The sequence below is a fragment of the Streptomyces sp. NPDC102283 genome (assembly GCF_044766265.1).
In the GTDB taxonomy this organism is placed as follows: domain Bacteria; phylum Actinomycetota; class Actinomycetes; order Streptomycetales; family Streptomycetaceae; genus Streptomyces.
In genome coordinates this window covers 69,399-83,441 of record NZ_JBIWLQ010000002.1, presented here as the reverse complement: position 1 = coordinate 83,441, position 14,043 = coordinate 69,399, and the positions used below count along the sequence as shown (strand labels likewise).

General features: G+C 75.0%; 1 protein-coding gene (cut by a window edge). It reads left to right on the top strand.

The window, feature by feature from the left end:
* Positions 1-14,043, top strand: the 3' portion of a protein-coding gene (locus ACIRJT_RS04955; RefSeq protein ID WP_403904632.1) for an amino acid adenylation domain-containing protein. Its footprint begins 1,461 nt before the window's first position; 14,043 of the gene's 15,504 nt are visible here — the last part of the coding sequence; the start codon falls outside the window, past its left edge; its stop codon occupies positions 14,041-14,043.

Below are 14,043 nucleotides of genomic sequence, written 5' to 3'. Positions count from 1 at the left end.
GTCGACGACGCCGGACGCATCCTTACGTACACCGAGCTGAACACCCGCGCCAACCGGCTCGCCCACGCCCTCATCGCGGCGGGCACCGGCCCCGAGGACGTCGTCGGCGTCGCCCTGCGCCGGGGCGCCGACGTCCACGTCGCCCAGCTCGCCGTCGGCAAGGCGGGCGGCGTCTTCGCCCCGCTCGACCCGGATCAGCCCGCCGAGCGCCTCACCGGCCTGATCGCCGGCAGCGGGGCCGCCGTCGTCCTCACCCACTCCGGCACCGACCACACCGCCTGGTCCGGCGACGCGACCGTCATCGCGACCGACCGGCTGCCCGACGGGCTGCCCGACCACAACCCCACCGACGCCGACCGCCGGTCCCCCCTGCGCCTGCACAACGGCGCCTACCTCATCCACACCTCCGGCTCCACGGGCCGGCCCAAGGGCGTCCTCGTCGAGCACCGTCCGCTCGTCGACCTCATCGCCTGGTCCCACGCCCGCTTCGCCACCCGGCCCGGCGACCGGGTCACCCAGTTCGCGTCCCCCAGCTTCGACGTCACCCTCGCCGAACTCGCCAACTCCCTCTTCTCCGGGGCCACTCTGGTGATCGTCCCGGAAGAGGAGCGTGCCGGAGCACCGCTCGCCGACTTCCTGAACCGGGCCGCCATCACCCTGGCCGTGATCCCGCCGACCGTCGTCGCCTCCCTGCCGCTCGACGCCTCCCTGCCCGAGGACATGACCCTCGTCGTCGGCACCGAGGCGCTGCCCCCCGAGGTCGTCCGTGCCTGGGCGGACCGGCACCGCCTGTTCAACGCCTACGGACCCACCGAGGCCGTGGTGAACTCCGCCACCTGGGAGGTTCCGGCCGCATGGACCGGCGGCCCCGTGCCGATCGGCCCCCCGGACGTCAACAAGCGCGCCTACGTCCTGGACGGCGCCCTGCGCCCGGTCGCGCCCGGCGTCCTGGGCGAGCTGTACATCGGCGGGCCCGGCCTCGCCCGCGGCTACCTCGGGCGTCCGCGGATCACCGCCGACCGCTTCGTCGCCGACCCGTTCGGCGAGCCCGGGACCCGCATGTACCGCACCGGGGACCTGGCCCGCTGGAACGAGCGGGGGGAGCTGGAGTACGCGGGCCGCACCGACCACCAGCTGAAGATCCGCGGCTTCCGCGTCGAACCCGGCGAGGTCGAGGCCCGCCTCACCGCCCATCCCGCCGTCGCCCGGGCCGTCGTCACCGGCCACACCGACCACCGGGGCGTCCGCAGGCTCGTCGCCCACGCCGTCCCCGCCCCGGGCGACACCCCGCGACCGGCGGACCTCGTCGCCTGGGCCGCCGAGGGCCTGCCCGACCACATGGTCCCCGCCGCCGTCGTGCTCCTCGACGCGTTGCCGCTCACCGCGGCGAACAAGACCGACCGATCGGCCCTGCCCGCCCCTGACTTCACCGCCCCCGACCTCACCGCCACCGGCGAAGGCGCCGCCCCGCGCACCGACCGGGAGAAGGAACTCGCCGCCCTCTTCGCCGACGTCCTCCACCTGCCCGAAGTCGGTGTCGGGACCAGCTTCTTCGCGCTCGGCGGCGACAGCATCTCCGCCATCCAGCTCGTCGGGGCCGCCCGCCGCCGGGGCCTCAAGCTCAGCCCCCGGGACGTCTTCGAACGGCGCACCGTCGAGCGACTCGCCGCCCTCGCCCGTACGGTGGACGACACCGCGGCCCCCGTCGAGCGCACCGCGCGCAGCGCCCCGCTCACCCCCGTCCTGCGCTGGCTCGTGGAGCGCGGCGGGCCCATCGCCGACTACCACCAGTCCACCGTCCTGCACACCCCGGCCGGTGCGACCGCCACACAGCTCACCGCCGGACTGGGGCGCGTCCTCGACCACCACGACGTCCTACGGGCCCGGCTCACCGACCGCACCCTGGAGATCCCCGCCCCCGGCGGGGAGACCGGCCCGACGCCGCTGACCCGGATCGACGCCGTCGAGACGGCCGGCGCGGACCTGCTGCCCACCCTGCGTACCCACGCCCGCGAAGCCGCCCGGCTGCTCGACCCGTACGCGGGGGCCATGGTCCGCGCCGTCTGGCTGGACGCCGGGCCCGACCGGGGCGGACTGCTCGCCCTGCTGATCCACCACGCGGTCGTCGACGGCGTCTCCTGGCGCATCCTCACCCAGGACCTGGCCGCCTCCCTCGAAGCCGCACGCCACGGCCGCACCGCCGAACTCCTCCCGGTGGAAACCTCCTTCGCCGACTGGGCCCACGGCCTCGAAGAGGCGGCACTCGCCCCCGGACGGGTCGCCGAGACCACGCACTGGATAGCCGTCCTCGGCGACGGGGGAGCGACGCTGCCCGCCCCGGACCCGGCCCAGGACACCCTCGCCACCGTGACCACCGTCCCCGTCGAACTCGCGCCCGAGCACACCCTGCCCCTCCTCACCGCCCTGTCCGAGCGCTTCCACACGGGCCCCGACACGTTCCTGGTCACCGCCCTGGCCCTCGCGCTGGCGGCCTGGCGCGGCGAAACCGAACCGGTCGTCGTCGACATCGAGGGCCACGGTCGCGCCGACCACCTGGTGCCCGACGCCGAACTGTCGCGCACCGTGGGTTGGTTCACCGCGGTGCACCCCGTACGCCTGGACCTCGGCGGTCTCGGCACCCCGAGCGGCGACGGGCTGACGGCCGCCCTCAAGCGGGTCAAGGAACAACTGCGGGCCGCACCCGACAACGGCCTCGGCTTCGGCCTGCTGCGCCACCTCCACCCCGACCTGAGCGACCGCCTCGCCGCCCTGCCCGAACCGCGCATCGCCTACAACTACCTGGGCCGCTTCCAGGCGTCCGGCGCGACGGAGCAGGCCGACGCGCCCGCCCCCTGGTCACCGGCCCTGACCGGCTCCCTCGGCGGGGGAGCGGACGACGCGCTGCCCGCGGCACACACCCTCACCCTCAACGCCTCCGTCGTGGACGGACCGGAGGGGCCCGCCCTCCAGGCCGGCTTCAGCTTCCCCGGGCGGCTGCTGGAGAGCGCCGAGGTCGAGCGCCTCGCCGCCCTCTGGACCACCGCCCTGCGGGACCTGGGCCGCCTGCCGGCCGACCCGGCGGCCGGCGGACACACCCCCGGCGACTTCCCGCTCGTCGAGGTGGACCAGCCGGAGATCGACGCCCTGGAGGCCCGCGCCCCCCTCGCCGACCTGCTGCCGCTCTCCCCGCTCCAGGCCGGGCTGTACTTCCTCACCGGCTTCGGAGCGGAGGGCGACGGGCCCGACGTCTACACCACCCAGACCGCCCTCGACATCGAGGGCGACCTCGACACCGAGCGGCTGCGCAGGGCCGGACGCGCCCTCCTGGACCGCCACCCGAACCTCCGGGCCGGGTTCCTCGGCCGTCGGGGGGCCGACCCGCTCCAGGTCGTCCCCGCCGAGGCCGAGATCCCCGTGGTGGCCTACGACCTCACGTCCCCCGACCTGACCGAAGGGCGGCGGCAGGGCAGGGCCCAGAACATCCTGGCGGCCGACCGGCGACGGGGCTTCGACCTGACCTCCCCTCCGCTGCTGCGGCTCACCGTGCTCCGGCTCGGGGAGCGCCGCCATCTGCTCGCCGTCACCTCCCATCACATCCTCCTCGACGGCTGGTCCGGACCGCTGCTCGTAAGGGACCTGCTCGCCCTCTACCGGGGCGCGCCCGGACCCGCCCCCCGCCCCTACCGCGACTACCTGCTCTGGCTGAACGGCCGTGACCGCGCGACGACCCGGAGCCTGTGGCAGGAGGCGCTCGCCGGGATCGACGGCCCCACCCGGCTCGTCCCGGAAGCCGCGGCGATGCCCGCGGGTACGCCCGAACGCGTCGACGTCCCGCTGGCGGACGACCTGGTGGCCCGCGTCCACGCCTTCGCCCGCGCCCACGACGTCACCGTCAGCACCGTGCTCCAGAGTGCCTGGGGCCTGCTACTGGGCCGGCTCACCGGCCGCACCGACGTCACGTTCGGCGTCACCGTCTCCGGACGCCCCGCCGACCTCGACGGCTCGCACGACATGGTCGGCCTGTTCATCAACACCGTGCCTACCCGGGTCACCCCGCGCCCGGAACAGACCCTCGCCGCCCTCGTGCGACAACTGGGCGACCAACAGGCTGTGTTGATGGACCATCAGTACGAGCCGCTGGCCGAGCTCCAGCGCCTCGCCGGACACCGCGAGCTCTTCGACACCCTCGTCCTCTTCGAGAACTTCCCGGTCGACGCCGAGCAGTTGCGCCGCACCGAGGAGGCCGCCGGACTCCTGGTCACCGGAGCCCGCGGCCACGACGCCACCCACTACCCGCTGGTCCTGGTCGCCCTGCCCGGCCGCGACCGGCTCGCGCTCGCCCTCGACCACCGCCCCGAACTGCTTGCCGTCGACCGGGTCGCCACCATCGGGGCACAGCTGCTCTGCGTACTGGAACAGCTCGTCGTCCACCCCGACAGCACCGCGGCCACCGTTCTGCCCGCCCTCGCGGATCCGGCCCGACTCGACGGGCCCGCCCACGCCATCACCCCGCTCGGCCTCGCCGGGCGCTTCCTGCGCCGGGCCGCGGAGACCCCCGGAGCGCCCGCGCTGATCGCGGGCGACGAGGAGTGGAGCTACGCCGACCTCGCCGCCCGGGTCACCGCCGTCGCCGGACGCCTGCGGGACCTGGGATCCCGCCCCGAGCGGCTGATCGCCGTCGCACTGCCCCGGAGCGCCGACCTGGTCGCCGTCCTGCTCGCGGTCTCCGCCACCGGAGCGGCGTACGTCCCCGTCGACCCGGACTTCCCGGCCGACCGCGTCGCCCACCTCCTGGCGGACTCCGACCCGCTGCTGGTGATCCGCCCCGGCCACCCCGTCCTCGACCCGGGACCCCACGAAGGGCCTCTCACCGAACTGCCCGGCATCACACCCGACCCCGAGGCGACCGCGTACGTCATCCACACCTCCGGCTCCACCGGGAATCCCAAGGGTGTGGTCGTCACCCACCGGGCCCTCGCCAACCTCCTCGACGCGATCGCGGAAACCCTCGGATCCGGTCCCGGACAACGGCTCCTGGCCGTCACCACCGTCAGCTTCGACATCGCCGCCCTGGAACTCTTCGTGCCGCTCGTCACCGGGGCCGCCGTCGTCCTCGCCGAGCGGGAAGAGGTCCTCGACCCGCTGCTGCTGTCCGGCCTCGCCGAGCGCACCCGAGCCACCCACCTCCAGGCCACCCCCTCCCTGTGGCGGGGCATCATCGACGCCGCCCCGGCGCTGCTGGACGGCCTGTGCGTCCTGAGCGGCGGCGAACCGCTGCCCGCCGACCTCGCCGACCGGCTCGCCACCGGGGGAGCGCGGCTGCTCAACCTCTACGGGCCGACCGAGACCACCATCTGGTCCACCGCCGCCGACCTCGCCCCCGACGGCGGAGCCCCGCACGTCGGACACGCCCTGCGCAACACCACCCTGCGCGTCCTCGACACCTGGTTGCGGCCCGTGCCGCCCGGTGTGCCCGGCGAGCTGTACATCGGCGGCGCGGGCCTCGCCCGCGGCTACCTCGGCCGGGGTGCGCTGACAGCCTCCCGGTTCACCGCCGACCCGTTCGGCGAACCCGGCAGCCGGATGTACCGCACCGGCGACCTGGCCCGCCTCCAGGACGACGGCACCCTACGCGTCCTCGGCCGCACCGACCACCAGCTGAAGGTGCGCGGCCACCGCGTCGAGCCCGGCGAGATCGAGACCGTCCTGCGGAGCCACCCCGAGGTCACCGACACCGTCGTCGTCGGCCTGCCCGACACCGGCGGCTCCGTGCGCCTGGTCGCCTACGTCACCGGCACCGCCACCGGGCTGCGCCCCTACCTCGCACAACGGCTGCCCGAGCACCTCGTCCCCTCGGTGGTCATGCGGCTCCCCGCACTGCCGCTCACCCCCAACGGCAAGGTCGACCGGGCGGCCCTGCCCGCACCCCAGGCCTCCGGAGGGGAGCGGGCCCGCGCGCCCAGGGACGCCCGCGAGGCCGTCCTCGGGGAGCTGTTCGCCGACGTCCTCGGCCTCGACCGCACCGGGCCCGACGACGACTTCTTCCACCTCGGCGGACACTCGCTGCTCGCCATGCAGCTCGCCAACCGGCTCCGCTCCACCCTCGGCACCGAGGTCGCCCTGCGCGACATCTTCGAGCACCCCACCCCGGCCGCACTCGCCAGGACCGTGCTGCCGCGCCCGGTCGCCCGCACAGCCCCGGCGCGCCGCGAACGACGCCCCGGCGAGAGCATCCCGCTGTCGTTCGCGCAGAACCGCCTCTGGTTCCTGCACCGCCTGGACGGCCCCAGCGCCACGTACAACCTGTTCATCGTGGTCCGCCTGGGCGGAGAACTGGACCGGGAGGCGGTGCGGCTGGCCGTCGGCGACGTCGTCGCCCGCCACGAGAGCCTGCGCACGGTCTACCCGGACGCCGACGGGCTACCCCACCAGCACATCCTCGACGAGGAGAGCGCCCGCGCCGCTTGCGACCGGTCCTTCGCCGAGATAGCCGAGGTCGCCGAGGCGGATCTCGAAGCGGCGCTGCGGGCCCGGGTGACGCAGCCCATCGACATCATCGAGGAGATCCCGCTCAGGGCGCAGCTCCTGGACACCGGGACCGACCACGTCCTCGCCCTGACCCTGCATCACATCGCCGGGGACGAATGGTCGATGCGCCCCCTCGTCGACGACCTGCGCACCGCCTACACCGCACGCGTCACCGGAACCGACCACGACTGGCAGCCGCTCCCGGTCGACTACGCCGACTACGCGCTCTGGCAGCGCGACGTCCTCGGCGAGCTGACCGACCCCACCAGCCAGGTCGCCCGACAGGCCGCCTTCTGGGAGCGGACGCTCGCCGGATCGCCCGACGAACTCGTCCTGCCCTACGACCGGCCGCGCCCCGCCGAGGAGACCCACGAGGGGGCCACCGTCACCTTCGCCGTCGACCCGGCGGTCCACGCCGGCCTGCGGAGCCTCGCCGCCCGCAACGGCACCAGCGTCTTCATGGCGGTCCAGGCGGCCCTGGCCGTCCTCCTCTCCGCGCACGGGGCTGGCACCGACATCCCTCTCGGCACCCCGGTCGCCGGCCGCACCGACGAGAAGTTCGACGACCTCATCGGCTTCTTCGTCAACACCCTCGTCCTGCGCACCGACCTCAGTGGCCGCCCCACCTTCCACGAACTGCTCGCCCGGGTCCGGGACACCGACCTCGCCGCCTTCGACCACGCGGACCTGCCCTTCGAGCAGCTCGTCGACATCGTCGCCCCCGAACGCACCCTCGCCCGCAATCCACTCTTCCAGGTCCTCCTGGTCTTCCAACACGTCTCCGACGACACCTTCACCCTGCCGGGCCTCGACGTCACCCCGGTCAGCGCTGACCCCGAAGTCGCCAAGCTGGACCTCCAGTTCACCCTCGCCGAGCGACCTGACGGGGCCGGGATCAACGGCATGCTGATCTACCAGACCAGCCTCTTCGACCACGCCACCGCCCAGGCCCTGGCCGACCGCTACGTCACCCTCCTCGCCGCCCTGGTCGCGCGCCCCGAGCTCCCCGTGCACCGGGCCGCCGTGCTCAGCGCCCCGCAACGGGCCCGGGTGCTCGCGGCGTCCACCGGCGAGGAACAGCCCCTGCCTGACGCGCCCCTGCCGCGGCTCCTCGCCGAGCGGTACGCCGCCGGGACGTCCGTACCCGCCCTGATCGAGGCCGGGAACAGCCTCTCCTACGAGGAGTTCGACCGGCGCGTGGGGCGGCTCGCCGCCCTCCTCCGGGACCGGGGCGTCGGCCCCGAGACGCGCGTCGCCGTCGCCCTGCCCCGGAGCACCGACCTCGTCGTGGCCCTGCACGCCGTGCAGCGCGCGGGCGGGGCCTACGTGCCCCTCGACCCCGAGTACCCGGCCGACCGCGTCACCCACATGCTCACCGACGCCGGCCCGCGCCTCCTGATCACCCTGACGGCACTGCGGGAGAGGCTGCCCGTCCCCGACGGCCTCCCCGTGCTGGCGACGGACGCCCCGGACGTACGGGCCGAACTGGACGCGGCCGTACCCGTGTGCGTCCACCCCGGGCTGCGCGGCGAGCACGCCGCGTACGTCCTCTACACCTCCGGTTCCACCGGCCGCCCCAAGGCCGTCGTCATCACCCACACCGCCCTCGCCAACAGGCTCCGCTGGATGGCCGGCCACTTCCCGTTCGGGCCCGAGGACCGTGTCCTGCAGAAGACGCCCGCCGGTTTCGACGTCTCCGTATGGGAGTTCTTCCTGCCGATGCTCACCGGGTCGACCCTCGTGGTCCTGCCCGACGGGCTCCATCGCGACCCGGCCGAGGTCGCCGAGGCGGTCATCCGGCACGGCGTCACCACCGTGCACTTCGTCCCCTCGATGCTGTCCGCGTTCGCCGCCGAACCCCGTGCCGCCGACTGCACCGGACTGCACCGGATCATCGCGAGCGGCGAGGCCCTGTCCACCGCCCTGGCCCGGACGGTGCGCGACGTCCTGCCCGGCGTGAGCCTGCACAACCTGTACGGGCCCACCGAGGCTGCCATCGACGTCACCGCCTGGGAGGCCACCGGCGAGCCGGGCGGCAGCGTGCCCATCGGACGCCCCGTCCACAACACCGGCACCTACGTCCTCGACGCCGGACTGCGCCCCGTCCCGGACGGCGTCACCGGCGAGCTGTACCTGAGCGGCCCGCAGCTCGCCCGCGGCTACCTCGGCCGGCCCGCCCTCACCGCCGGCCGCTTCGTCGCCCACCCGTTCGGCGCCCCCGGCGAACGCCTCTACCGCACCGGCGACCTCGTACGCCGGCGGGCGGACGGCGCGCTGGTCCACATCGGCCGGACCGACGGACAGATCAAGCTGCGCGGCCTGCGCGTCGAACTCGGCGAGATCGAGGCCGTCCTCGCCGAAGAGCACCAGGTCGCCGCCTCGGCCGTCGTCCTGCGCGAGGACGTCCCCGGGCGACCGGTCCTCACCGGCTACCTCGTCCCCGCCAACGGCACGGCGCCCGACACCGCTGAGATCACCGAACGCATCGCCCGACGGCTCCCCGACCACATGGTCCCCACCGCCCTGATCACCCTGGACGCCCTGCCGCTCACCCCCAGCGGCAAGCTCGACCGCACCGCCCTGCCCGCACCCGACCTCGCCGCCACGGCCACCGCCATCGCCCCGCGCGGCATCCGGGAGGCGGTGCTCACCGCGCTCTTCGCCGAACTGCTCGGCATTCCGGCGGCCGGGGCCGAGGACAGCTTCTTCGCCCTCGGTGGCGACAGCATCCTCTCCATCCAACTGGTCGCCCGCGCCCGCAAGGCCGGGGTGACCCTCACCCCCCGGGACGTCTTCGAGCACAAGACCCCCGCCGCGCTCGCCCGCGCCGCCAGGACCACCGGGCCCGCCTCCGTACCCCGGCTGGACCCCGCCGGGCGGGCCCCGCTCACCCCGATCATGCGGTGGGCGCTCCAACGCGGACCGGTCGACGGGCTCCACCAGTACGCCCACCTCGTCACCCCGCCGGAGGCCACCCGCGCCACCCTGACCGCCGCCCTCACCAGGCTGATGAACCGTCACCCCATGCTGCGCGCCGCACTGGTGGGAGAGCCGGGCAACCAGGCCCTGCACATTCCCGGCCCCGCCGAGCCGCCCACCGAACCGGTGCTGCGCCACGTGGACGCGGGAGCGGAGAGCGCGGAGCGGGCGGCCGAGCTGACCGCCGCCCCGGCCGCCGAAGCCGTCGACCAGCTGGACCCGGCCGCGGGCGAGCTGGTCCGGGCCGTCTGGTGCGACCGGGGCCCCGGCCGCGGCGGGCGCCTCGTCCTGGTCGTCCACCACCTCGCCGTCGACGGGGTCTCCTGGCGGATCCTCACCGCCGACCTCGCCGCAGCCCACGACGACGTCCTCGCCGGAAACCCGCCCGCCCCGCACGGCGGCTCCACCTCCTTCCGGCAGTGGGCCCTGGGGCTCGCCGACGCCGCGACCGCCCCGGCCCGCCGCGCCGAGGCCCCCGCCTGGCGGGCCCGCGAGGAGCGCGACGCCCCCGCCCTCGGGGCCCGCCCCCTCGACCCCGCCCTCGACACCCAGGAGACCGTCGCCCACCTCGAACGCACCCTGGACCCCGACCTCACCCGGGCCCTGATCACCCGCGTCCCCGCCGCCGTCCACGGCTCCGTCCACGACGTCCTCGTGGCCGCCGCAGCCCTCGCGCTGGCCCGCTGGCGCCGGGAACGCGCCCAGCCGGCCGGGCACGACGTGATCGCCGTCGAGGGCCACGGGCGCGAGGAGAACGTCGTGCCGGGAGCCGAACTGTCCACCACTGTCGGGTGGTTCACCAGCTGGTACCCCGTCGCACCCGATCTTTCCGCACTGGACCTTTCCGCACTGGACCTTTCCGCTCCGGAGCTGTCCTCTCCGGCCGGGACAGCCGGTGGCGAGGCCCTCCGCGCCCTGATGGCCGTCAAGGAACACCTGCGGGAGACCCCCGACCAGGGAATCGGCCACGGGCTGCTCCACCACCTGGACGACCCGGCCGGACCCTCCCGCACCCCCGAGGTCGTGCTCAACTACCTCGGCCGCTTCCCCGGGCCCGACGGCACGGCCGGCGACACCGAACCGGCCGCCTGGTCGCCCGCCCCGGAGGCGCTCCCCGCCCTGCGCCCGGGCCGCAACACCCCTCCCGTGCTCTTCCCGCTGGAGATCATCTCCTCCACCGTGGACGGCCCGGACGGACCGAGGCTCGCCACCCGGTGGACGTATGCCACCGGCATCCTCGACGCCCAGGAAACCGAACGCCTGCTGGACCTGTGGTGCGAGGCGCTGAAGACCCTCGCCGACGCACCGTCCGACCCCGTCCACACCCCGTCCGACTTCCCCCTCGTCCGACTGGACCAGCGACAGGTCGACGCGCTCCAGGCGCGGTCGCCCGCGATCGGCGACGTCTGGCCGCTCACCCCGCTCCAGGAAGGGCTGTACGCCCTCACCCATCTCGCGGGCGACGACATCGACGTCTACACCATGCAGCTCGTCCTGCGCCTGGCCGGCGACCTCGACCCGGCCGCCCTGCACCGCGCCGCGGCCGCCCTGCTCGACCGCAACCCTGCTCTGCGCACCGCTTTCGTCAGCGCGGGGAGCCGTCCCGTACAGATCGTGCTCGACGACGTGGTCCCCGACTGGTCCGAGAACGACCTGCGGCCCGAGCCCGCCGACGCCCGCGAGGAGAGGCTGCGGGCCCTCGCCGAGGACGATCGCACCCGGCCCTTCGACCTCACCGCGCCGCCGCTGCTGCGCCTGCGGCTGGTGCGCACCGGGGAGCGGGAACACGCCCTGCTGGTCACCAACCACCACGCGATCCTCGACGGCTGGTCGGTGCCGGTCCTGATCCAGGAACTGCTGTCGCTGTACGCCTCCCTCACCGGCCCCGCCGCACCCCCGGCCCGGCGCCGGTCGTTCAGGGACTTCCTGGCCTGGCGCTCCGCCCAGGACGAGCGGGCTGCCCAGGACGCCTGGCGCTCCGCCCTGGACGGGATCACGGAGCCGACGCTCATCGCACCCGCCGACCCCGGCAGGCGCCCCGCCCTCTCCGACCGGATCCCGCACCGGCTCGACGCGACCCTGCGCGAACGGCTCCAGACGCTCGCCAGGAGCGCCGACGTCACCCTCAACACGGTGATCCAGTTCGCCTGGGGCCTGCTGCTCGCCCGCCACACCGGGCGCGAGGACATCGTCTTCGGGGCCACCGTCTCCGGACGGCCGCCGGAGATCGAGGACGTCGAGACCATGACCGGCCTCTTCATCAACACCCTCCCGGTCCGGGTCGACCTGCGTGCGGGCGGCACCGTACGCCAGGCCCTGGCGCGGCTCCAGGCCGAGCAGGCGAAGCTCTCCGCCCACCAGCACCTGGGCCTGGCCGACATCCAACGGAGCGCCGGAGCGGGCGAACTCTTCGACACCCTGCTGGTGTTCGAGAACTACTTCGTCGACGGGGAGGGACTGCGCCGCGCCGAGCGGTCCGGGGAACTCACCGTCACCGGCAGCGAACACACCGACGCCACCCACTACCCGCTGACCCTCGCCGTCGTCCCCGGCGGACACCTCACCCTCGAATACCGCCCCGACCTCTTCGGGCCGGAGCAGGCGGCCGCCCTGATGGGCCGGCTCACCCACCTGCTCGCCGAGGTCGGCAGCCGCCCCGACACCCGCGTCCACCGCCTCCAGGCCCTCGCACCCCTTGAGCGCCGCCGCATCCTCGACGACTGGAACCCCGCACCCCGGCCCCACCCGGAGCAGACCCTGCCCGGCCTCTTCGCGGAGGCGGCCGCCGTCGACCCCGGGGCCCCGGCCCTGGTCTGCGGCGACCGGGTCCTGAGCTTCCACGACGTCACCGAGCGCGCCGCCCGCCTCGCCCACGAGCTGATCGCCCGGGGCGTCGGGCCCGAGGACCTCGTGGCGCTGATGCTGCCGCGCACCGAGGAGATGCTCATCAGCATCCTGGCCGTGCACCAGGCCGGAGCCGCCTACCTGCCGCTGGACCCCGACTACCCGGCCGAACGCCTGACGTTCATGCTGGCCGACGCCTCACCCGCCGTCTTGCTCACCACCACCGCCCTCGCCGACCGCACCCGGCACCCGGCCACCGTGCTGCTCGACGCCCCCGGGACGCGGGCGGCGCTCGCCGCCCGGTCCGGCCGGCCGCCCACCGACGCCGACCGGTCGCGCCCGCTGCGGCCGGAGAACCCGGCCTACCTCATCTACACGTCCGGCTCCACCGGCGTCCCCAAGGGGGTCGTGATCACCCACCGGGGCGTCGTCAACCTCTTCCACAGCCACCGCCGTGCCCTGTACGAGCCGGTCGTCGAGAGCACCGGTCGCTCCCGTCTGCACGTGGGGCACTCTTGGTCGTTCTCCTTCGACGCCTCCTGGCAGCCCCAGTTGTGGATGTTCCACGGCCACTGCGTCCATGTCCTGGCCGAGGACATCCAGCGCGACCCGGACCGGCTGCACCGCTATCTGCGGGACCACGCCATCGACTTCATCGAGGTCGCCCCCACCGTGCTCGCCCAGTTGGAGCAGGCCGGACTGACCGAGGGCGGCACCTGCCCGCTGCCGCTGCTCGGCGTCGGCGGCGAGGCCGTCCCCGACAGCCAGTGGGCGCGGCTGCGGGAGCTGCCCGGCACCGACGTGGTCAACCTGTACGGCCCCACCGAAGGCACCGTGGACGCGATGGTCGCCCATGTCCGCGACAGCGAGAGCCAGTTGATCGGGCGGCCGGTGGACAACGCGCGGATCCACCTGCTGGACGCGGGCCTGCGGCCCGTGCCGCCGGGGGTGCCGGGGGAGATGTATCTGGCCGGGGCCGGGCTGGCCCGGGGCTATCGGGGCCGGGCGGCGCTCACCTCGGAACGCTTCGTCGCCGACCCGTTCGCCGCCGACGGCAGCCGGCTCTACCGGACGGGGGACCTGGCGCGCTGGACGGAGGACGGGGCGGTGGAGTTCCTCGGCCGGGTCGACGACCAGGTGAAGATCCGGGGCTTCCGGATCGAGCCGGGCGAGATCGAGACGGCCGCCGCCGCCCACCCGGACCTCGCCCGGGTGGTCGTCGTCGCGCGGGAGGACGACGGGGTGCGCCGCCTGGTCGCGTACGGGGTGCCCCGCCCCGGTACCGCCCCCGACCCGGTCGCGCTGCGGGCCTGGCTGGCCGAGAGGCTGCCCGGCCACCTCGTCCCGGCTGCGGTCGTGCTGCTGGAGGCGCTGCCGGTCACCGCCAACGCCAAGCTGGACCGGGGCCGGCTGCCCGCCCCCGACTTCGGCGCCGCGGTCGGCGGTCGGGAGCCGGTGGGGGAGCGGGAGAGCGCGGTGTGCGCCGCCATGGCCCAGGTGCTCGCCCTGCCCCGGATCGGCGCCGACGACGACTTCTTCGCCCTCGGCGGCGACAGCATCGTCACGGTGCGCCTTGCCGGGCTCCTGCGGGCCGGGGGCTGGGCGGCGGCTCCCCGGGACGTCTTCCGGCACCGCACCGCGGCCGGCCTCGCCGCCGGACTGCGGCGGCAGGACGCGCGTGCCGGTGGCTGA